Origin of the sequence: Acidicapsa dinghuensis (assembly GCF_025685685.1) — a bacterium.
GTDB classification, from domain to species: Bacteria; Acidobacteriota; Terriglobia; order Terriglobales; family Acidobacteriaceae; genus Acidicapsa; species Acidicapsa dinghuensis.
Genome location: NZ_JAGSYH010000013.1, coordinates 23,312 through 46,371, shown reverse-complemented (window position 1 = coordinate 46,371; position 23,060 = coordinate 23,312). Strand labels below are relative to the sequence as shown.

Here is a 23,060-nt window from a genome sequence, read left to right as displayed (position 1 = left end):
CGCGTCCCCCACGTATTCCGTACTCCGACTCACAATCTACTGTTAATCCGGAAGGCGAAATGGCGATAGATGCCAATGTTGGAGCCAGGGTAGGAGATTACCTGCTGGCGCGAAAGCTGGGCGAAGGTGGCATGGCCGAGGTGTGGCTTGCGCGTCATGTCGTGACGGGGGAACTGCGCGCCATCAAGTTTCTCAATCGGCAGTTTCAGGGCTATCCGGAAGTGGAAGCGCGGTTTCAGACTGAGGGTAACTGCCAGCTTGTCCATCCGAATATCGTGCGCATTTTTCAGGTGGGGCAGGAGAGCGGCAGCAGCTATCTCGTGATGGAGTTTGTGGATGGCCGTGACCTCGAGAAGATTCTGGATTCGCGGCGGGGGCCGTTGAAGATTCCAGAGGCGGTGGATATTGGGATGCAGGTGCTAGGCGCGCTGGGTTTTGCGCACGCCAACGGGATCATTCATCGCGACATCAAGCCGTCGAACGTGCTGCTGGACAATGACGGACACGCCAAGCTGATGGACTTTGGCATTGCCAAGGCCGCAGGCGCGACGCGCAGTGTGACGCAGGTGAATTCGCGGTTGGGGACGCCGGACTATATGAGTCCGGAGCAAATCCGGAATCCGCGGGATGTGAATAGCCGATCGGATATCTACAGCTTTGGCTGCATGTTTTATGAACTGCTGACGGGCTGGCCACCGTTTGACCGCAATGCGGGGTATGAGACGGAGCACGAGATCAAGACGGCTCATGTGTCGCATACGCCGACGCCGCCGCGCGAGCGCCGCGACAAGCTGCCGCAGGAACTTAACGACATCACGATGCGGTGCCTGGAGAAGGCACAGGAAGACAGACCGCAGAGCTGCGAAGAAATTATTACTGCACTCGTAGCCTATCGCGACGCAGTGCTGGGGTCGTCGGAGTCAACGCGAAGTATTCGCCGGCCTGCGGATGTGGGCAAGCTGGCGCAACCGGGGACAGGAGGAACGAGCCAGCCTGGCACGCCGACGCAACGGCGTGAGACGGAAGCGATTATTCCTGGCGGCCCTCCACCACTTGTTTATGTGCCGCCTGCTCAGCCGCCAAACTCATCGGGTGCTGGAGCGGGTCTAGGAGGGGGATGGCAGCAGGTAGCGCCTCCTGTAATTCCTGCGCAACCGTCGTCCTTTGGCCAAGGGTCGCGAACCGTTACCGTTACGGATGAAGGGCTTTACCGGCAGGCTACGTCGGTTTCGCAGCCGGGGATAGGCCAGGGCGGTCCTCCGCCGCTGGTGGGCAACACGCCGTATGCTGGCGCTGGAAATTTCAACGCGGGTACGTCGGGAGCGGAACAAAAGAAGGGTGGGTCCAAGGCGCTGTTGGCTATTGGAGCTGTGCTGCTGGTTGCGGCTCTGGGTGGTGGTGGCTGGCTGGCCTACTCCAAGATGCACACGGATGACAACACCCAGAAGCACGACGGTGGACAAGGCTCCGGAGGTGGCGGGACGGTGGTTCCGCAGCCAGATCCGAATCATGGAAGCCCCGGAACTGGTGGTGCAGGAACAGGTGGTGCGGGAACCAGCGGCGGGACTGGCGACAATGGAGCCCTTAAACCGCCGGTACTGCGGGAAAAAGAGCTGTTGGTCGTGGGGGCGGCTCCGGAGAGCAAGACAATTCCGGGTAGCGGTGGTGCGCCGACGTGGAAATATGTTGCGGTTTCGCGTGAGAGCAAACCTGCGTGCGCTGAGCTGTCCCAGGGAACTCCGGTTGTTTATGGCAATGCTGCGGATGGCTTGCCTGCCGGGATGAACAGGCATTATCCGGCCATCACGAAGCAGGCGCGGCAGATGCAGACGATGACGCCCGAGGTAAAGGCTGCCTGCGGCCAGGAATACGATGCCGTTGTGGTGTTGCCGGCGCAGCAGATTCAGATTCCGCAGATACCGCAGCAGCCGGCGCAGCAAGGACTGGCTCAGGGAACGCTGATCTGGACGGGAAATCCCGCTTCGTTCGGTAAGTTTGTCACCATCGTCCGGTCGTCTAATTCTGCGGTTCAGGGTGGGCAGTTGAGCGGGACGATGTTTCCGGCGGCGCCGGTACAGCTTATCGTACGAGCGCCTAGTCAGGCGATGGTGCAGCAGCCAAGTTCCGCCACGCACTACAACTCTTTCAATTTGTTCTTCGCGACCATGGGCCAGCAGACGGTGTATATCGATTGGAAGCAACTACCGAACTGACAGAAATCGCAGGTGTTTGCGATCTGCTACGCAAATTGAAATGAGAACTGCGCTTTCTCACTTATAGTGGTAGGGAATTTCATTCCTGAGGAACAGCATGGATTCGGCGCAGATCACGCAGTTGCTGCAGGACGCGAGCGAAGGCGACAAAGAGGCTTCGGAACGGCTTATCCGAGTGGTGTATGCCGACCTGCACCGGTTGGCGTCGCGCTACCTGAGCGGTGAGCGTCCGGGTCATATTCTGCAGACCACAGCTCTGGTCAACGAAACGTACTTCCGGCTCTTTGGCGGCGAACCGCTGAAGATGAACAATCGCGCGCATTTCTTTGCCGTGGCGGCGACGCAGATGCGGCGCATTCTGGTGGATGATGCGCGCAGCCGAAGAGCGCGCAAACGTGACGGCATTCAGATCGAGCTGGATGAGGCGTTTCACGTGACCAGCGGCAAGGATGCGGAGATTGTGGCGCTGGATGATGCGCTAAAGGCGCTCGAAGAAGCGTATCCGGAGAACGCAAAGGTAGTGGAGTTGCGCTTTTTTGGCGGATACACCAATGAGGAAGTTGCGGAGATCCTGGATGAGAGCGTGGCGAAGGTGCGGCGGGATTGGGAGTTTGCACGAGCCTGGCTGTATGACAAGCTGGCGGCTAGTTAGACCGCTTGTGAATTTTTAATTGCCGCGGCTATTTGCTTTTGACGGACTCGTCGGCCAGCAAGGGCAGATTCACGCGTTTTACACATATTTGAAATCCGGGATTGCTGCGAAGCGGGTCCCAGACTCGATCGGCGTTGAGATAGATCAAAGATCCGGAACGCTCTTCGCAGGCCTTATTGAGCCATTTGAGAGCAGCTTCAGCGTCGTTGAGTGCGGCGTAGCCTGCTGCAATTTCTGCCGCTGAGATGTATCGCTCCGATGCGGCTTGCTCCAGACTGGTCAGAATCTTGCGTGCGTCAGCTGGGCGATGGTCGAGCGCATAGCAGCGCGCAAGATATGCGTTGGCAACAGGATCATGATGCGAAAGCTCGACGCCTTTCATGAATTCCGCACAGGCATCGTTTTCGCGGCCTGAATAGAGCAGACTCAAGGCCAGCACCCGATGCGCCTGAACGAAGTTCGGATCGAGTTCCACGGCTTTGTTGGCTTGCGGAATCGAACGATCATATTCGCGCGCCATCATGTGATGCCAGGCCATGTGCTCATTGATGACTACGTCAGTGGGGTCCAGGGCGAGCGCAGATTCGCTTTCTTCATGCGACTCGGCAACACGTCCAAGGGCAATCAACTCATGCGAGTACCAATGATGAGCATTTACATAGTTAGGATTAAGCTCGATAGCCCGCTTGAATTCACGCTCGGCGCCGGCCATGTCCCAATCCCAGGTGAGGTGAATGTACGCGAGCGAGGTGTGCGCTTCGGCTGAGGAGTCATCCAGGGCGAGTGCTTTTTCCGCGGCTTCCTTGGCGCGAGGCATGGCGTCGGCGGGAGCGATAAAGCTGTTTCCATACGAGCCGGCAAGAATCCAGGCATCCGCCAACCCGCTCCAGGCAGCAGCGTAGTTGGGATCGATGCTGGTGGCCTGGCGAAAGAGATCGATGCTTTTCTGGACAGACTCTACGCTGCGCTTATTCCAGTAATACCGGCCTTGAATATACAGGTCGTAGGCCTGATTGTTGGGAGTATTCGGCTTTGCAAGCTGTTGTTTTTCACCCTGGCTCAGCTTAAGGGTCATTGCGTCCACCAGTCGCTGCGAGATAGATTCTTCGATCTCGAAATCACTTGTGTTGTGTTCGTCAAAACTATCGGCCCATAAGACTTTTGCGTCGCTAACGCGTTGCAGATGAACGGCGACGTGGGTGCGGTCGCCAATACGCTGCACGACTCCGGCTAACACGGCTTGAACGTTGAGCTGTCTGCCGACGCTGGTTGGGTCGTAGCCTTTGCTGAAATCACGTACCGCGCCGATCGGACGCACTTCGAGATGTGAAAGCCTGCCTAGCCGCGAGATAAGCGCATCCGTGAGTCCAATGCCGAGGTATTGATCGTCACTGCCTGCGCCTGTCGACTCGAAGGGAAGTACCGCGAGGGAACGAATCTCCGGCAAACGGCCGGATTGTTGATGGCGGAAGAGCAAAACGGCAACAATTCCACCAGCTACGAGGACAATTGCAGCCGCCACTATCCAGTAGCGAGGGCGGTTTCGGAGTACTGGTCCAGGCTTAGCGGCAACGACTGAAGCATATTGTTCATCTGGTGTGGAGGTGACCTCGGCGTGAACAGGTTCTTCGATTGAGGAAGCAATTTCGCTCGACGCAGGGGGTGCTGGGGCCGGCTCTGAATCCAATACAGCATTTCTCGGATGAACGGTCACGGCGTCATGAAAGCGATAGCCTCGCTTGGGTATAGTGGCAATCCATGGCCGTTGATCGGCAGCATCTCCGAGGATCTTCCGCAGCAACGATATGTTGACCGTCAGATTGGTTTCCTCGACGAAGCTGTCGGGCCACACCTTTTGCATCAATACTTCGCGAGTTACAAGGTGGCCGTGCTGCGTCACCAGCGTCAGGAGTATCTCGAATGTCTTGGGAGCAAGGGGAACGGGGCTGCCGCTCCGGAGCAGTAGCTGCTCCGACGGAATCAGATGAAAACATCCGAACTCGTAATGGGAATCCGGCAACGTATGGTACCTCGCACAGGGTTCCAACATTTCCCCAACATTTTTCCAAGAAGACGCTGCAGCCCAATGATACCGCCGGGAAAATCGAATCGAGGTGAATTCTTACGATGCCAAAAAGCGATGTTGGGAATGTGCCCTGAGTGGAGGTGAATTGTCTGGTAATACGGTAGTTACGCGCTTCGGAGAGGTTCCAGCAGATGGTTCGGATTCGATGCTGATTTGCCTTTAGAAGAAAGCAAGAAAACTCTGAACGCTTTCCAACGACTTTCGCGGAGGGTCCGGATACGGTCGAGTCACGGCTGCAGAGACGCACTCCCTTCAGGAGGCTCGACGCAGGTGAATCTTCTGAATCGAGGACACTCCAATGACTTCTCTCCGCGTATACGATATGGCGTCGAACATCACTCGCAGGATCACTCGGGCTGTTCGCTTCAAAATGAATTCGGGCATCTACACAGCTCTGTCGATAGCCTCGTTTGTGGTCTGTTCCACCGGAATCGGTTTTTCGCAGACACAGCATTACCGATATGCCGATCCTGATCAGTATTTCCTTCCCAGCCCGGTACGGAGTGTTTCCACCGTGCCGTCGAATGGCGATGTCAATCCGTATGGTGTGGCGTTTATCAGCAGAAGCTTCCTGAGCGGGGCCGGTCCGCTGCGCTCTGGGGACATTCTGGTTTCGAACTTCAACAACCATAACAATCTGCAGGGCACGGGAACGACCATCGTGCGGATTCCGGCAAGCGGATCTGCTCCGTCGGTATTTTTCCAGGGAACCGCACCGCTCGGTCTGTCAACGGGTCTGGCAACTCTACAGTATGGCCTGGTTCTGGTTTGCAACCTGCCAACACTGGATGGTACGGCCAACACGGCTAAGGCTGGATCGTTGCTGGTTATCAACAACCGAGGTCAGTTGATCCAGACCATTACCAGTGAGCAGATCAATGGGCCCTGGGATATGACCGTCATCGACCGCGGTGATCGCGCGAGCGCCTTTTTCGCGAATGCGATTGATGGAACGGTGAGCCGGATCGACTTTGCCGTTAGCGAAAAGGGGCTCACCAAGCTCGGTCATTACACCATTGCTTCAGGGTTCCAGCATCAGCCTGATCCTGCAGCGCTCTTTGATGCTCCTACGGGGTTGGTGTATGACGCCAACCACGACACTCTCTATGTAGCTTCTACGCTGGACAATGCAATTTTTGCTGTGCCGGATGCTGTGAAGCGCAACAGCAGCGATGGGCCAGGATTTGTGATCTACGACGATCCAACCCATCTGCATGGCGCGCTGGCGATGGCTGAGGCTCCCAACGGGCATCTGCTTGTGACGAATAATGATGTGATCAATGCCGATCCAAATCAACCCAGCGAAATTGTCGAGTTCACTAAAGACGGCAATTTTGTGAAGGAGATTCCGGTCGACCCGAATCTGGGCGGCTCCTTTGGGCTTGCAGTTCAGGTCAAGGACAACGGAACAGCAACGCTCGCAGCAGTGGACGACAACACGGCCACCATTACGATCTGGACACTTGAGGACTAACAATACTTCGAAAGTTCTGAAATGCCGGTTCTCTCGAAGAGGCGCGCCAACCAGCGCGCCTCTTTTATCTGTCGCCAGGACGCTGTTTCGCAATATTGTCTAGAACTGGTGCGCTGCCGGGTTCTGCTCCAGCTGATTGGTGATCTGGCCGATGACCTGCTTGATTTCGGGATTGTTGCTCATGGTGGTCTTCGCTGTTAGCGATTTCAAGGCGAGCTTGCAGGTGTCGACCGCGGCGGAGGGCTCGTTGAGGCTGGCGTGATCCGGGCTCCATTGGGTCTGCGCGACGGCCAGGTAGGCGCGTCCGAGAGCAGCAAGCGTAGCCGGATCGTTGCTTGCGGTTGGCTGTGTAGAGGCGAAGTAGGTGAGGCTTTGCTGGACGAGTTGCTTTGTCAGCCCTTTCGGGGCGAGGTTGCTTTGCAGCAATGCCGGTGTCTTTGATTCCAGATCGGTGGAGATACGCGTGAGATCGGTGCGCATCAGGGCGTGGGCCTTGTCGGGATCGAGTGTGTGATAGCTGGCCTCGTGACTCTTTACCTCGTTGAGTTCTTGCTGGAGCGATTTGACTTCATTGCGATATTGCAAGGCGATGTATGAGACAGAGCCGCCGATGCCGAGGCCAACGATGAGAATCGCCGTGGCGGCGGTTTGCCAGGCGTTACGGCGGATGGTGCGGGTGAAGCGGTAGACGGTGCTTTCCTTGCGGGCAAGCACGGAGCGGCCGTTCTGAAAGTTGGCAATGTCCTGTCCGAATTCGCGAGCGGAGTTATAACGGCGCTCAGGTTCTTTGCGCAGGGCCATGAGCAGAATGGCATCGAGGTCACCGGCGAGACGCGGACGGATGGTGGCGAGCAGGCGTCCAGGGTCGGCGTCTGCCGGGGGACCCGGCTGCGTGCTTGGTTTCAGGGGGTCCTGGGTGGTGATGGTGTTGAGAACCTCGGGCAGGCTTAGACCGTCGAGTTTCAACGGACGTACGCCGGTCAGTAATTCGTAGAGCACGACGCCGAGCGAATAGATGTCGGTGGCGGCAGTGACTTTTTTGGAAGTGATCTGCTCGGGGCTTGCGTAGCCGGCGGTCACGATGGGCATGGCGGTAGTGTTGGAACTGATGGCGCCCGTGGCCAGCTTGGAGACGCCGAAGTCAAGCAGCTTGACCTGGCCGTTGTGGGTAACGAGGATATTGGCGGGTTTCAAGTCGCGGTGCAGGACCTTGTTGTCATGCAGATACTGGACGGCTTCGCAGGTCTGGCGAAAGAGGTTCAGGCGCTCATCGAGCGTAGCGCGGCGGAGCCTGCAAAACTCATCGAGCGGCTGGCCGTCGATGTAATCCATGACGAAGTAGGGCAGGCCGTTAGGGGTGGCGCCACCATCGACGATGCGAGCGATGTTGGGGTGGTCGAGGCGCGCGAGGATGTCGCGTTCCTGCAGGAACCGGTCCTTGAGGGGGTTGGCGCGCAACTCTGGGCGGATTACTTTGACGGCGGCCATGCGGCGGTAGACTTCGTCGGAGCGCATGGCGAGATAGACCACGCCCATGCCGCCGGAGCCTAACTCGCGCAATACGCGGTAGGGGCCGATCATCATGCCTTCTTCCAGAGCGGGCTTTTCACGCTTGAATGCTGGCTCGGCGAGGAAGCCCTGACCGCTGGAACTGGCTGCATTCAGCAACCGCATGACACTTGCGATGACCTGCGGATTGCCTCCGGCACGCGCTTCAACCCAGGCCTGCTGCTGATGAGCCGGCAACTCGCTGGCTCCATCGAAGAGCTCGCGTATGAGTCGTTGCGTGCTATCGGCCATTCTCGTCCCCTCCAAGTGCGCGGCCAGATTGCCGCTCGACGGCGCGCATGCTATGCGGAAAAATGCCGTCAATAGGATAGCGAGAGCCTGCCAGAATTGTGCTCAAGAATTATTTGCGCAACAGATGAGGAGAATACCGCTATTTTGGTTGAGGAGCGGACATGAGAAAGAATCGACATGCAATCGCCCGGCTAGTTTTGTCGTCAGCGGCGGGCATATTCCTGCTTGTTCCCGCAAATATGAGAGCACAGGGCGATGAGGCCGGTGCTCAAGACAATGCGGCTGCAACCGGCGCCAGTTTTGGTCAGATCACGGTGAAGCACACGAGCGTGGCGGAGGTTGACTCATCGCACGTGCGTATCTCGGTCGATATGGTGACGACTCCGTCGCGAAACGTGACGGTGGAGAGCGTCAGGCTTACCGGCTTGAAGCTGAATGGGATGCCTGTGTATGCGGAGGCGATGCATCAGCCGCTGGACCTGGTTAAGGGCGAGGAAACTGCTTTGCCTCCCATTTATGTGACGGCGCGTATGCGCGACCTGACGACGACGGCCCCGCTGCGGCAGATGATCGAGAATCAGTCAGTGCACGTGGATGCTCAGGTCATTGCTTCGATCAAGATGAGTTTTTTGCAGAAGCTGGCGCTGCACTCGGAGCATCCGCGCGTGTCCTTTCCGATATCGCAGGATGTGGCTGTGTCGGTGGGTTCGTCGCCGTTTGAGCGTCAGGCGGCACTTGGAATTTTGAGCCTGGTTGAGGTTGGGCTGCACGGCCGGGCGGTCGCTGGCGACATTCGGAACATGGAGTCGCCGTGGGTGCGCGAGCTGAGATCCGAAGCGCGGACGAATTTGTTTCACGTGGAGTCGAGCTATAAGCTGCGCCAACGCGGGACGGATTTTCCGGTGATTAATGATCAGTTGGGTTTTCGATTGACTACGGGACAGATCATTACGACGGCAGAGGCGCGTGAACCATGGGCTTACGATGCCGAGTTTCTGGGCAAAATCAAATCAGGCGATGTGAAGCTCGATAAGAAGAGCCTGGAGATGCAGCTGATCTCTCCGGGCGCGCAGGGGTCCGGTGCGACATTGCAGATGACACGCGGTGATTTTTCGGTGGACGAGCGGGGTGATGCGGATAAAGAAGATCTGATCATCAAGAAGGTGCCGAAGGACTCGAAGGATGCCGATAAGGATGATAAAGACCAGTTTGCCAAAGTGACGGTGCGGCGGCGGGCCTCTCCCAATGCGATATCGGTTATTACGCTGCGGACGCCTCTGACACAGGGCGGGTTTCATGCGGCTCCCGCAACGGTAGTGCAACAGGATAGCTGGGATAAGGTTGCGCTGTACCGATTGATGATCGACTCACAAAACAAGGCGTCGATTGAGGTGATTGAGATTTCGGCGCGGCGCGACGGGCAGGGAATTCATCTGGACGAGCCGGTTGACCCCTCCTTCTATGGGTCGCCGATTATTGTTCCAGAGGGTGTGCTGGGGATCGTGCAGGATGAGCAGAGCGGGGCTTTTCTGCCGGCGGATATCGCGAACGCTGCCAGCGAGGTGCCTGTTCGTTCTCAGAGTGGGGCGGGTAAATAGAGCGCGCCTAGTTGGAAGGCTGCGCGTCCTGACCTGATGTGCGAGCGAGAATTACGACGATGTCGTATTGTTGGCCGCACGCCTGGCTAATCTCGGGTGTGAGCTCTTCGGTTTTCGCACCTTTGCTGTGTTCGCCGAGATGTCCTTTGAGGACCGGATATTGATCGAGAGGCGAACTGGCATTCCCCGATTTGTGGTGATAGATCACGGTGTGATCCTTTGCCAGCGCAAGGCATTCGGGCCTGCTCTCATGCTTGATGATGAGCAGGGCTCCACTTAAATCACCGGAGGGCTCCGGAAGATGCCGGTTACGCGGATCGCCGACGATGACGACGGAGCGGCGGAAATGATTGGGCTGTTCCTGATTGGGTTGGGTTTGAGGCGGATTGGAAGGCAGCGTCTCGTGGTGATTGCCACCATCGCTGGATGGACGAGCCGCGGGTTGCCCGGCATGTTCGTCGTCTTGCTGCGAACCAGGACCCGAAGTGGGTTGTGCGGTCGGCTGATTGACGGCGGGGTGGCCGTTGTCCGAATGTCGGCCGGAGGATTTACTTGAAGACTTGGTAGACGACGCATCTGGCTTGACGTGCTGATTGGCCGTGGGCTGAGTGGGCGTTTCTGTTGACTTGGTATCGACCGGTTTGTGGCTGTTGAAAGGCCAGTTACCGACCTGATGCGCAAAAACAAGGTATCCGCTGCCCCCGATTAACAGAAGAGCGAGAGCGATCAATTCCAATGTGCGGAGTTTGTTTGAAGTTTTAGGCGGGATGTGGATTGCACCACTTATCGGGCCTGCCGGGGCAGTGGTGGGAATGATTGGCCGCGGAAGAGCTGGAGAAATTGGAGCTCCGCCTTCTATGCGGATGAATTCGATGCCGATGTTGTCGGGACCTCCAGCAGCGAGAGCCTGATCGAGCATGAGGCGGGCGGCGGTCTGGACGCTCAGGCTTGGGTCGGTAGCTACAGTAGCGAAGTCCGCGTCATGGACGTATCCCCAGAGGCCGTCAGAGCAGAGCAGCAGTGAATCACCAGGTTGCAAGAGAATGTGATCGATCTCAATCTCAACCTCGGGACGATGACCGAGGCTGCGCGTGAGGACAGAGGCGTCTGGATGATTGCGGGCTTCTTCTTCCGTAATAAGGCCCTTGTTCATCAGTGCCTGAACCGCTGAGTGATCGTTGGTGATCTTGTGCATCTGCCCGTTGTGAACCAGATAGGCGCGGCTGTCGCCCACGTGACCGATCCAGGCTTCGGCTCCGGAGTTGGGGACGGGCTGGACAAGAGCGAGTACTACCGTGGAGCCCATGCGCTGGAAAGCGGGATCACCGGAATTGGCGCGATCATAGATGGCTGCATTCGTTGCCGTGCAGGCTTCGATGAGCGCGTTCGAAGCGGGATACCCCTCAGGGCGCGAGGCGAGGTGAGCGTAAAAACCCTCGACTACCATGCGTGAGGCAGTTGCCCCACCCTGATAGCCTCCGATGCCATCGGCCACAATGAAAAGTTCGCCTAACGGGATGGAGGCGTTGCGGACGCTATCCTGATTTTCCTCCCTGACTTTACCTCGATCGCAAATCTCGCCGAAGCTGATGTTCAGGGCGCCGTGCGCGGAGATATTGCTCATGCAATTACCTCGCAGGCGAGAATATGTGCCTGCAGAATCCTAAAGCGCGATTTATACGAGAAGCTGCGCAAGGCTTCTGTGGAAATTTTTTGACCGACCGGCAAGAAGTGCAAGTATATCGATTCCTGTCTGGCAAATCTCCGGATTGCCATGAATTCGTTTGCTTGACGCCATGGCGGGGTAAGGAATCGGGATGCCGGTGGTTAGCTTTCTCCTGAATTGTCATTGCGGATCGTTGTCGCGCATGCGAAGAATTCCGAGAACTGCGGCTATCAGGCCAGTAAGCATGCCTGCAAGAATCATGACCGAGGTACGGAAACGATGCCGGAATTTTTCGGCTTTATATGTGCTTGAGTTGTAGACAACTTCAATGGGTTTTGAGGTGAAGTTTTCTTTCATCGTGCCGTCTTGTTCGGGGCAGCTTATCCGATTGTGCGGAATGATGGGGTCGGCTACGTCATAGTACTGACCCTTGGCGAGATTGGCCTGTTGATCGCAATAGAATTCGGCGGGTTTACCGTTGTCCTGGGTAATCACCATGGGCTGTTCAGCGGCCGGTGTATTTTGCGATGTTGCTGCATGGGAAAGCAAAGGCCATTTATTCGGGCCGGTTTCCTGGAGCAGGTTGGCTTCGAGCGCCCACTGCGAGGGGACGGCCAGTGTGATCCAGCGTAACTTGGCATCAAGCAGATAGGCCGGCCTGAGGCCGCCACCGAGCGCGATGATGGGCAACAAGACGACGGGAAGCAGGGCAATGGCGCTTTCCGTCGTCTTGGAGAATGCAGAGATACATAGACCCAGCCCGGTGCCGACCATAGCCGAGAGCACAAGCATCCCATAAACGAGGAAGAAGTTGCTCTTGAGGCTCAGTGAAAGATCGACAATGCCGAGCAGGAAAAAGCATTGAATCAAGGCGAGGCCGAGCAGAACGGCCAGCTTTGAGAACGCGTAAGAGCCCAGCCTGAGCGTGACCATGCGCTCGCGCTTATAGACGGTCCACTCGCCGACGATGTCGCGTGCGGCGTTGTTGCAGCCGAACCAGATGGCCGCAATCACCATCAGAAAGTGAATGCCGACGAGTTTTTTCGTCAGCTCCTCGCCCATGTCGTGGCTCAGACCGTGGTAGACGAGAACGATGAGCGTGGCGAAGAGCGGCGCCTGGATCATCAGGATCGCGGTCTGTGTCTTGTCGCGCAGCTTGACGATGGTGTTGCGTCGCACCAGAGCAAACCACTGGGTGAGATCGAAGTGCCGTCTGGGCTTATCGCCAGGTGCTCCGGTTGCGGTGGGTGTTGGTTGATTGCCGGGACGGGCTACGACGAAATCCTGGTGATAGCGCGAACCCTGATATAGCTGCTGCCATTCGGTGGAGCTTTTCTTGGCAAGGCCGGAGAGCAGCATTTCAGGTGAGAGATCGCTTGTTGCTGGTCCGGGTGGCAGCCCATTGAGGAATTGGATCGAGTCGGGATATGCGGGGCCGAAGTAGACCATGGAGCCGGTCTTGCCGCCGGGATCGCGGTTGACCATGATGAGGTCGTCAAACTGCTTATAAATGTGAATGCTCGGCTGATGGATGGTAGTGATGATGGTCTTGCCCTGTTTGGACAGTTCCTTGAGCAGATCGATGACGGATTCGGCGTCGTACGAAGACAGGCCGGATGTGGGCTCGTCGAGGAATAGGACGGGAGTGTCATTGATGAGCTCGAGGGCGATGTTGACCCGCTTGCGTTGACCGCCAGAGAGGGTTTTGCGCTCTGGCGATCCGATCAGCGTGTCTTTCTTATCGAGCATGCGGAGCTGATCGAGAACTTTTACGGTGCGCGCTCTGATTTCATCGTCGCTGAGGTCGGTGCGCAGGCGGGCAGAGAAATAGAGAGCCTCGCCGACGGTGAGCTGCGAGTGGACGATGTCGTCCTGAGGAACGTAGCCGAGTTGCTGGCGGAACTGGTCGTAATAGTCGTAAAGACTTGCGCCATTGAAGAGAACGCGGCCCTCGGCGGGCTTGGTATAGCCGTTGAGCGCTTTGAGCAGCGTAGTCTTTCCCGCACCGGCGGGCCCCATGAGAGCTACCAGTTCCGAGGGGAAGATGGTCATCGAGACCGGTTCGATGAGCCGGTTGCCGCTGGGGGCATTCACAACAACATTTGCGGCTTCAATAGTAACGTTGCCGTGATAGGTGCGCTGAGCGAGTTGGCCGCCTTCGAGAAGCTGGAAGCGATAGCTGCCGAGGCCGATTTCCTGACCGGGCTTGGCGAGGACTTTGCCGCTGACACGGATTCCACCGACAAATGTTCCGTTGCGCGATCCCAGGTCTTCAACGAGGATGCCATTTGCCTCTCTGGTAAGCCGGGCGTGATGCCAGGAGACCATGGGAAAGTCGAGCGGTACATCGGCCTGGGGATCGCGGCCGATAACCATGCTGTTGCCGCGGAACTCGACTTTGTTGAAGGCCGCTTCGCCGACGGTGACTCGCTGGGCATTGAGAAGCTCTTTGACGGCAATTTTGTAGGAGCCGAGATAGACTGTGCTGTTTGGATCGAGTGGCGCACGCTGAACAGGGGTGTCGATGCGGTCGATGTAGGTGTGATTGCGCGATCCAAGATCTTCGAGGATCGGCTGGCCGTTTTCGAATACGATGCGGGCGTGCTCCCAGGAAACGATGGGCAGATCTACCTGTTTGTCCGATCCAGGGGCGCGTCCGATAGTGATGACCCGAGAACCTGGTAACGGCGGCGGAATGGACGGCTTAGGCACCGATCCGGAGTTACCAGCGCTGGCGCTTGCTGAACCACTGCGGTTTGGCTGCGCAGGTAGGGTAACCGGCGTGGTTTGCGGCCAGAGCAGGGGAATCTGACGCCCCAGAGTCACCACCGCTCCGGGAGGGATATGGGTTGGCTGGCTGGCTGGAATACGGACGCCATTGATGTAAACGCCGTTGGAGGAGTTGGTGTCCTCGATCCAGTATTGATCACTTTGACGGATGAGGCGCGCGTGATGCCCCGAAATCTCAAGCTGTGGAAGCTGGAGATCGCAGTCTTCGGCTCGGCCTATGATCCAGGTCTGAACGGGAAGATTAGGGATGAATGACATGGGAGTGTCGAGAAACTGCACCAACGATAGCACGCGATTCGGTTAAATTAGCAATCGGTTTATGGCTGGGACGATGAAATTCTGTGTTAACGAAGCTTTCAAAGGTGGAAGCGAAATTATGCGGCCGTCGTGAGCACCAGAACAAAGTTTTTGCGCTATTCCTGGTGTAAGGGAAGAGGTTACAGCGGAGAGTTACCGACCCATGCGGCCCGATGAGTTACGAAGTGGCTTTGGTTGGTTTCGGTAATGGTCTCTCGCGCGGGAATGGGCTACAATCGATTTCCCCCACCCGACATCAAAATTGGCCCAACTGAATTTTTCGCAAATGGGACTTGACTTGCTTACAGGAGAATACGATGACGGCCGTTTGGAACAGACGTGAGTGGTTGCGCAGGGCAGGCATGGGAGCTGCAGTGCTGACGTTTACGCCTCACTTGCTGGCGAAAGAGCCGATTGTGGCGCAGCAGTCACGCGTCAGTGATGATGATGAGATTGCGCTCGGCAACAAGTTCGCCGAGCAGCTGGAGCGGGAAGAGCCGATCGTTTCAAACCCTGTGATCGATGCGTATCTGAACGATATGGTGCATGATCTGTCAGCGAAGAGTCAGCGCCCAAACATGCCGTATCACGCCAAGCTGGTGAACACGATGGAGGTCAATGCCGCGTCGATTCCCGGAGGCGGTCTGTATGTGAATCGCGGCCTGCTGGCCATGGTGACGAGCGAGGACGAACTGGCGGCGACGCTATCGCATGAGATTGGCCATGTTGTAGGGCGACACGCCCTCAATCAACTGCTGCTGAGTTTTCAAGCTCGCGCGCTGCTGAAGCCAGTGCTTGATAACCTGCACAAAAACAATGGCATCGTAGAGCAGATCATTCTTAAGCTGGGTGGCGCAGTGGGTATGCTTGCAATGCTGCATTTCAGCCGCGCGGATGAAGAGCAGGCCGACATGCTTGGTTTTTATGAGATGCTGCGCGCGGGATGGGATCCGCACGGATTTATCAAGCTCTTCAATATGCTTGAGAAGATAGAGCGCGAGGCGGGCGGCGCGCCTCCGAGATTTCTGTCGGATCATCCTCCTACACCGGAGCGGCGTGCAGCCATCGAGCGTGAACTCAGGGAAGTTTCTATTCCGTCCAATGCGAAGACCGACTCAATGTCTTTCCATGCAATGAAAGCAGCACTGCGATTCCTGCCGGCCCCGCCGAAGCCGCAAAAGGCGCAGCCAGATAAGCGCTAGGTTGGGCTGTTGCCGAAAGAGATGATGACCTGGGCTGTATACATAGATCCGGGTGAAGAGCAGGTCTGCAGATAGATAAAGGGAATATCCATGATGTTATTGAGAAATCGAATCAGAGCGAATCGCCATGCATATATAGTGGCTGCGGTGGTGGCGCTGTCAGCATTTTGGATGGGATACAGAGTCGAAGCGCAGGCGAATGCCGCCGCTCGATTGGCTGGCGGCCCAGCGTATACCGGAGGCGACAGCAAGTCACCGCTTCCCAAATTTCCGAATGTGGATGTAGTTTTCTCGCTTGCTGGGGCTGACGGAAACCCGATTATGCCTAAGCCCGCGGATTTGAAGCTCTACTCCCAGGGTAAGGAGATTGGGACGGCGACATCGATTCGTTCTTTCGAGGCAACGGGCAACGGCCTGACTGCGATTCTGGCGCTGGATGCGAGTGGGTCGATGCGAGGCGCGCCTATCAACTCGATTCATGCAACCATCTCTAAATTTGTGCAGCAGGCGCGACCGCAAGATAAGGTCGCGGTTGTTACCTTTGCGGACGATGTGCGCACGGATGTGCCCTTTGGGGCTAGCAAGTCGGCTCTGGCGCAAGAACTGGATACGGTGCAGGCGCGCGGAAAACTTACACGGCTCTACGATGCGCTGCTGCAGACGATGGATCAGTTCAACAGCAATCTACCCGTGCGGCGATTGCTGACTGTGATTTCAGATGGGCACGACGAAGGCTCAGAGCATGCTTTGGTAGATGTGATTGCCAAGGCAAAATCGATGGGAATTGTGGTTGACTGCATAGGTTTGAACCGCGATAACGGTGCTTATCTCTCTACTCTGCAGCAATTAGCGGATCAGACCGGCGGTACATATCGTCATGCTCTGAATGCCCAGGATCTGGATACCTATGTCGGTCAGGGAATTCAGATAACCCGTATGACGCCTGTGGCGAGCTTCAAAACATCGCATCTGCCAACAGATGATTCGCTGCATTCGGTACAGCTTCGCTGGATGCCAGGCAAGTTGACGGCGACGGTCTTTATCCGGACACCGAAGAGCACCGCGATTCAGAACTTCTGGTTATGGGGACTTGGCGCCTGTTTTCTGGCAGGTGTTATTTTGCTGTCGATTTCCTGGTTCGGCGCGCGTGGTGGAACCAGAGTTGGAGTTGCCGCTTCACAGCCCCTCGCGCAGCCCGGACCGCAATTGCAAACGCCTCCGATTCCGGGCAGCTATCCCTCGACGCCCATTGCTCCATCCGGATTTCCGGGGCCGTTTGGGCAGCCGGGCAGCGCAGGAAGCAGAACGCCGACCGTACCGGAAACAGGAGCTGCGCCTCTTTCTGCCTCGTCGCTGCCTGTACAGCGTCTGTCTTCAACCGAGATTGAACCGAAGCCGACGCGGGTTGAATCGGCTCCAATACTGGATCTTGAAGAACGAGCAGAGCGGACGCGAACGAAACTAGCCGTATATTTTGAGGCTGCCGATGTGGGGCCGTATGGAAGGCTGGCTGTGCAAAACGGGCCACTTGCTGGGCAGGTTTTCAAGATAACTTCGCGAATCTTTCGCATTGGCGCAGTGGTGGGAAACGAACTGATTCTGCCCGACGATCCAACAGTTTCGAGCCATCACGCGAGATTGTTCTGGGAAGGCGCAATTCTCAAGGTTGAAGACCAGAATTCTCTCAATGGCACATACGTTAACGGTTCGAAATTAACATCAGGCCGGCATTTGCTGAGACCAGGCGATGAGATTCAGCTTGGCCAAACAAAACTGGTACTGGAAAAGGTGTAATGTCGCAAGAACTCGATACACAATTTTTCAGGATCAGTGCTAAGACGGTTGATTTTGGCGGAAGATACGCACTGGACGGTTCAGGAATTGAATGCAAGAATCACAACGACGATTGGACGAAGGTTATTCTCTTGCCGCTGATCGGCTAAGAGGAACGGCAAGGAGGATGGAACGATGATCCATTGCAGCAAGTGCAATTACGGTTGGAATCCGGATACTGCGACGACTTGCGTACAGTGCAAGTCTCCGCTGGAGCAGTCATCGGCTGTGAAGCGGAACGATACGATAACCGAAGATATGGCAACTCCTGATCCAATGCGCAGGCCCACAATCGCAGAGGGAGTTTCATCAACTCCGGCGTATTCGCCACGGTCTTCCGATCCCAGTATCTACACCCAGCCTTCGGTTGCTCCACCGAGCGGCGCCAATGCTCCGATGACTCCTCCATCTGTGCCGCGCTGGAACGACACACCTCCTAACGAAGAGGTGCAGCGGAGGCGAACCGTCTTTGCCGGAGTGTCGCCGACGCCGGATTTTCAATCCCCAGCGGCTTCAAAACCTGCCGCAGCACCACTGGCTGCTGGCTCGCGTGGACGTACCGTCGCTGTGGATCCAGCGCGCAAGATTGTAGGTGTGTTGATCACTTATAGCTGGCAGGAGTCGGGGCAGGTTTTTCCAGTGCTTGAGGGGCGCAACCTTATCGGTAAAGATCCGACTCAGAGTGATATCTGCATTCCGCAGGATGCGACGCTCTCGTCAGTCAACACCTTCATCACCTATCGCAAGAGCTTCGTCATCGGAGACAAAGGGAGCATGAACGGTACTGACGTAGATGGGGAACCGGTCGAGAAAGAGTTCGTTCCGTTGCGTAATTATGCACAGATTCGTACGGGCTCAACCTACTGGACGTTTGTATCGATTCAGCAGTCCTCAGAGGTTGCCACAGACGTAGGCGGAAGTGGCGCTTAGTTGGGTGAACTTGTCGCATCCTGCAGAAGGTCGTGCCACAGTTAACAGTGCAGCTTCCATGTAACCAGCATCATGTTGTCTGCCATCGTTTGTTGTCTACGCAATAACTCTTCCGCATGCCTCTTCAGTGGCCGTGCAGGGCAATATCTGCATGTTCTGCATCTACGATAGAGTAAGGGTGCGCGATGGAATCAGACGAGGGCGCAAAACCGCTGCTGAGCTGGCTTGAGCCGCTGGAGGATGGTTCGCAGCGGCCTAATCGTGTCCGATGGCTGTTTGATTCGCAATGTGGCTTGAGTGGCCATCTGCTGCCGCGATGGATTTTTCTGCGTGCGTTGGGCGCCATCTATTTCTCTGCCTTCTTATCGTTACTTTTCCAAATCAAGGGATTGATTGGTTCGCGCGGTGTACTGCCGGCGCATGATTACCTTGCAGCACTCTCGCGTATTGCCCATGGAGTAATGCGGCTGTGGTACGCGCCATCACTTTTCTGGATCTCGTCGGGCGACGGGATGTTGATGTGGGTAACGTGGATAGGAATCATTGCATCGCTGCTGGTGCTTCTGAATATCTGGCCACGCTTGAATCTGGCCATCTGTTTTGTATGCTTCCTTTCGTTTGTATGCGTAGCTCAGGACTTCTCTTCTTATCAGTCCGATGGCATGTTGCTGGAAGCTGGCTTACTGGCGTTGTTTCTTGCTCCTCGCGGGTTGAGGCCTGGGCTTGGCGCCTCGTCGCCGCCAATGCGTGCGGCCTATCTATTGCTGGTGTGGGAGTGGTTTCGGATCTACTTTGAATCGGGGATGGTGAAGTGGCTCAGCGGTGATCCGGAGTGGCGTCACTTCACTGCGATGGACGATTACTACCAGAATCTCCCACTTCCGAGTTGGATTGGCTGGTATGTGAGTCACTTGCCGCACTGGTTCCATGTGGCGACGGCTGTCAGCACTCTCGTGATGGAATTTCTCCTCGTGCTGATGGTGTTTTTCCCGCGAAGGGTACGTATCATTTGCTTTTTCATCGTGACTCCCTGGCAGATAGGAGTCATAGTGACGGCTAATTACGCGTTTCTGAACTATCTGGTTCTATGCCTCGGGTTTTTACTGCTGGATGATCGTTTCCTGCGAAGTCTGCTGCCATCAAAGCTCTTCTTGCAGAACGCGATGAACGCAAGTGTTCAGGACCGAAACCGCATTGTGAGGATCATGCGAGATGCAGGAATTGTTGTGAGTGCTGTGGTGATGTGCTGGATTGGCTATGCAACGGCGACGGAGATGATCGGCATGGTTGTGCCCAGTTCGCCATTGCCTCAATGGCCCGTGCGGGTGCTTGAACCATTTCGTATTGCAAATCAATATGGTTTGTTTGCTGTAATGACGCGAGGGCGGTATGAGATTGAATTCCAGGGATCAGATGACGGCGAGCACTGGACTGCCTATCCGTTTCGGTTCAAGCCGCAATCAATCAATGAAGCTCCTGGTATCTATGCGCCGTATCAACCGCGTTTTGAGTGGAACCTCTGGTTTGCTTCGTTAGGGGACTGGCAGCAGAACCAGTGGGTCGCGCTTACAGAAGAGCGCTTGTTAGAGAATGACGATAGCGTACTGGCTCTGTTTCGTAGTAATCCGTTTGCGCAGCATCCGCCAAAATATGTGCAGGCGGTGCTTTGGCAATATTGGTTCACTTCGATGCAGCAGAAGCGCAACACAGGAAACTGGTGGAGGCGAGATTCCTTAGGCCGGTATGCGCCGATGCTGACCCGCGATAGCGAAGGCAAGTTCAGTGTGGCTCAACCTGCGGATGACTTACCACCACATGATTGAGCAGCAATGGTTGTGATAGAGGACAGTTATGGGTATCCGGGTAGAGCGAGTAGTTGAGACGATCGATCACATGCAATCGCTACTCACGCATTGGCCTAAGAAGCCAAGCGCTGACGATGTGCATTCACTGAGGACTACCTCGCGCAGGCTTGAAGCGTTGACAAAATTTTTACGTTTGCAAGGCAAGACAAAGGCGTACAAGACATGGCGGTCCGCTCACATCCTGCGTAAGTCGGCAGGCAAGGCACGCGATCTCGATGTACTGACCAAACTTGTAGAAACCCTTCGAAAGAGACGACGAAATGTATCCTGCGGGCGATTGATGGATAGTATCCAGGAGTTGCGACCGGCGGCGGTTGCGGCGCTCAATGACAAAGTGCATAAACATCAAGATCGACTGGTACGGAGACTGACATGGCAGCGCCATCAAATCCTGGAAGCTGGCACAGATGACTCCTTGAATCAATATGCCGCCGACTGGGAACGGACGCTGCATAAGCAGGTTTCAAAGCTGGCATCTGTGGAGAAAGTCGAACAGGCAAATGCGCATCAGTTCCGCATTCGTGCGAAGAAGCTTCGCGATATGCTCGCCTTATGCGACGACGCCAGAAAAGACACACTCAGAAAACTGGGATCTGTTAAGGATTTGCTTGGAGAGTGGCATGATTGGCAAGAGCTAGAGAAACTTGCCACAGAGGTGCTTCGATCTCCTTCGGATCGGGTGTTTAAGGGCCAGTTGCAGCGTTTGACAAACGATAAGCTCAAAGCAGCATTGGGTTCGGCTAACCAGCTTTGCGGTTTGGATAGGGAAGATCTGTTTGGAAGAAATGCTGGTGGTCAAACGCATGTTTAAATTCAAAAAAATGGGCCGCCGAAGCAGGCAGCCCACATGTTTTGGTGAGTAATCCAGCAACCTTATCTCTGCGGAGGCTGGGAGGTTCCACTTGGATTTGGTGGGGCGGGTGAAGCTGCTCCCGGCTGCGTAGGTGTTGCGGGATTCGTGGCAGGCGGAGCTTCTGATTGATTTCCAGGTGCGCTCTGCTGAACGCCGATGCCTTCACCAGAAACTACGAGCTGAACACGGCGATTTTGCGAGCGTCCGGTGGAAGTTGAATTGTCGGCAATCGGATCGCTTTTGCCGTAGCCTGTTGCGCTGATTTCCGAGTCAGCAACGCTCTGCGAAACAAGATAGTCTTTTACGCTATCGGCTCTCTGCTCCGAGAGTTTCTGGTTGTATTCGTCCGAGCCAATGTTGTCCGTGTAGCCTTCGACCTGGAGCTTGAGACCGGGATAAGCAAGTAGAATGCCTGATACTTTGGCAAGCTTTTCGCGAGCTTCCGGCTTGAGAGTGTACTTGTTGAAATCGAACAGAACATCCGACATATTCATGATCAGGCCGCGTGCGGTTTCTTTCGTTTGCAAAACCTGGCTCAGTTGCTGCTTCAGCCGTTCGCGAGCCTGCTCTGCCTGTTGTGTTGCCTGTTGTGCGCTTTGCTCAGCAGCCTGTTGTGCAGAGCGAGCGGCCGCGGCTCTTGCTTCCGCATCCTCAGCGGCCTTCTGTGCGCGTGCACGTGCCTCTGCTTGTTGCTGTGCTGCCAGAGCAGACTGTTGCGCTGCAAGCTGGGCGTCATCGGCTGCTTTCTTATTTGCGGCCTCATCTGCCTCTCTCATCTTTCGAACAGTAATGATGCGTGCGTCCTCCGCGGCCTGTACAGCCTCGCGTGCATAGGTGATCGTCTGACGGCGATCATGATCATGCCTGTTGTTATCTATGTCCTGCGCGTTCTGCAAAGCGACCTTGGCCTTTTGTAGGGTATCGGCAGCATATCTATCGGCGCCTTCTGCTTCCGCAATCTCAACCGCGTTGTCTGCTTCATACAATTCGAGTGGCGAGCGTTCGTTGCGTGTGATTGGATGCAGTACCGTATGTCTGCCAGCGGTCTCCGTGTAAGCGCCGCGCGGCAGGAGAGAGTAGTGAGCGTTCACTTGCTCAATGACCCCTTGTGTTTTGTCGTTGATCACAAAGTTCTGCATGACCACTACATCGCTTGGCATAGTGACGGCAAAATAAGGCTCGGCTGTGATGATAAGGCCAAACACCTGTAGATTCGTTGTCACGACCATGGTGTTCTTATCTTTGCCGCCAGTAGGCAAAACCTCACCCAGATTGACGGGACGTCCCTCGGGCGTTATCGCCCATAGAACGTAGGTTAGATATTCCGGCCCGAAGCCGTTTGCAGGTGTTAGACCTCGGAGATCAAGTTCGATCTGTGTGCGTCCGAGCTGACTATTGACTTTTGCAGTACCTTTCGCAGTTGGCAGTAAACTTGTGCCTTCAAACCCAATCTTCGTCGCACCTTTGCGATGAAAGTAGTTAATGGCGGGAATATCACGCCCGACTACCTGCATCTTGTACACGGGCACTCCGCCACGTATTTCAGATGGCGCCTGTCCTACCCCATTTTCCGGTTGTTGCTGAGTGGTTGGATTGGGAACCTGAGCGCATAGTACCAACGATCCAGCCAAACAAAAAACGAACGAAGTAATCTGGCCTTTTATGCGAATCATATGCTTGTCACTCCTTAAGCGTTGGCTGTTCTCGTCCGCGTTAGAAAAGATGGACGCGAAATAGAATTCGAGAACCAGTAACAGTAAGTAAAACCGCCTTGCCTCAAAAGTGGATGCGATGGCACAAA

At 55.9% G+C, this 23,060-nt stretch carries 14 protein-coding genes; 9 read left to right on the top strand and 5 right to left on the bottom strand.

Going from position 1 to position 23,060, the window contains the following annotated elements; translation table 11 throughout:
• The first annotated feature begins 59 nt into the window (after nucleotides 1–59).
• Both OHL22_RS24750 and OHL22_RS24745 read left to right on the top strand, forming a co-directional pair.
• On the top strand, nucleotides 60–2,213 hold the full coding sequence (locus OHL22_RS24750) for a serine/threonine protein kinase (protein WP_263342570.1): 2,154 nt from the start codon (nucleotides 60–62) through the stop codon (nucleotides 2,211–2,213).
• A gap of 97 nt (nucleotides 2,214–2,310) precedes the next feature.
• Entirely contained in the window at nucleotides 2,311–2,865 is a 555-nt protein-coding gene (locus tag OHL22_RS24745) for a sigma-70 family RNA polymerase sigma factor (protein ID WP_263342569.1), read from the top strand.
• A gap of 28 nt (nucleotides 2,866–2,893) precedes the next feature.
• Here the strand turns inward: OHL22_RS24745 and OHL22_RS24740 are convergent, their stop codons facing one another.
• Entirely contained in the window at nucleotides 2,894–4,885 is a 1,992-nt protein-coding gene (locus OHL22_RS24740; protein WP_263342567.1) for a winged helix-turn-helix domain-containing protein, read from the bottom strand.
• Between the two features lie 364 nt (nucleotides 4,886–5,249).
• On the opposite strand from OHL22_RS24740, the gene OHL22_RS24735 reads away from it, so the two are divergent.
• A complete protein-coding gene (locus OHL22_RS24735) occupies nucleotides 5,250–6,425 on the top strand; it encodes an NHL repeat-containing protein (protein ID WP_263342565.1) in 1,176 nt (391 codons plus the stop codon).
• A 99-nt stretch (nucleotides 6,426–6,524) separates the two neighbouring features.
• Here the strand turns inward: OHL22_RS24735 and OHL22_RS24730 are convergent, their stop codons facing one another.
• Entirely contained in the window at nucleotides 6,525–8,225 is a 1,701-nt protein-coding gene (locus OHL22_RS24730; RefSeq protein WP_263342563.1) for a serine/threonine protein kinase, read from the bottom strand.
• A 161-nt stretch (nucleotides 8,226–8,386) separates the two neighbouring features.
• On the opposite strand from OHL22_RS24730, the gene OHL22_RS24725 reads away from it, so the two are divergent.
• Nucleotides 8,387–9,823, top strand: coding sequence for a hypothetical protein (locus OHL22_RS24725; protein WP_263342562.1), 1,437 nt, complete (start codon nucleotides 8,387–8,389; stop codon nucleotides 9,821–9,823).
• A 7-nt stretch (nucleotides 9,824–9,830) separates the two neighbouring features.
• Here OHL22_RS24725 and OHL22_RS24720 read toward each other — a convergent pair whose 3' ends face one another.
• Together OHL22_RS24720 and OHL22_RS24715 are read right to left on the bottom strand one after the other, a co-directional pair.
• Entirely contained in the window at nucleotides 9,831–11,447 is a 1,617-nt protein-coding gene (locus tag OHL22_RS24720; RefSeq protein WP_263342560.1) for a PP2C family protein-serine/threonine phosphatase, read from the bottom strand.
• Nucleotides 11,448–11,669: 222 nt separating this feature from the next.
• Entirely contained in the window at nucleotides 11,670–14,537 is a 2,868-nt protein-coding gene (locus OHL22_RS24715) for an FHA domain-containing protein (RefSeq protein WP_263342559.1), read from the bottom strand.
• Nucleotides 14,538–14,893: 356 nt separating this feature from the next.
• Here OHL22_RS24715 and OHL22_RS24710 point away from each other — a divergent pair, with 356 nt between their 5' ends.
• The 5 genes from OHL22_RS24710 to OHL22_RS24690 all read left to right on the top strand — a co-directional run bounded on the left by OHL22_RS24710 (nucleotide 14,894) and on the right by OHL22_RS24690 (nucleotide 21,217).
• Nucleotides 14,894–15,778, top strand: a complete 885-nt coding sequence (locus tag OHL22_RS24710) for a M48 family metalloprotease (RefSeq protein WP_263342557.1) — start codon at nucleotides 14,894–14,896, stop codon at nucleotides 15,776–15,778.
• A gap of 171 nt (nucleotides 15,779–15,949) precedes the next feature.
• Nucleotides 15,950–17,572: a VWA domain-containing protein gene (locus OHL22_RS24705; protein ID WP_263342554.1), complete on the top strand. Its 1,623-nt coding sequence runs from the start codon at nucleotides 15,950–15,952 to the stop codon at nucleotides 17,570–17,572.
• 174 nt (nucleotides 17,573–17,746) lie between these two features.
• Nucleotides 17,747–18,541: an FHA domain-containing protein gene (locus tag OHL22_RS24700; RefSeq protein ID WP_263342552.1), complete on the top strand. Its 795-nt coding sequence runs from the start codon at nucleotides 17,747–17,749 to the stop codon at nucleotides 18,539–18,541.
• 185 nt (nucleotides 18,542–18,726) lie between these two features.
• The gene (locus OHL22_RS24695) at nucleotides 18,727–20,364 is read left to right on the top strand and encodes a lipase maturation factor family protein (protein WP_263342550.1); all 1,638 of its coding nucleotides are present in this window, start codon (nucleotides 18,727–18,729) and stop codon (nucleotides 20,362–20,364) included.
• Between the two features lie 70 nt (nucleotides 20,365–20,434).
• Nucleotides 20,435–21,217: a CHAD domain-containing protein gene (locus OHL22_RS24690; protein ID WP_263342549.1), complete on the top strand. Its 783-nt coding sequence runs from the start codon at nucleotides 20,435–20,437 to the stop codon at nucleotides 21,215–21,217.
• Nucleotides 21,218–21,279: 62 nt separating this feature from the next.
• On the opposite strand, the gene OHL22_RS24685 is transcribed toward OHL22_RS24690, so the two are convergent.
• The gene (locus OHL22_RS24685) at nucleotides 21,280–22,932 is read right to left on the bottom strand and encodes an OmpA family protein (RefSeq protein WP_263342547.1); all 1,653 of its coding nucleotides are present in this window, start codon (nucleotides 22,930–22,932) and stop codon (nucleotides 21,280–21,282) included.
• Nucleotides 22,933–23,060: the final 128 nt, after the last annotated feature.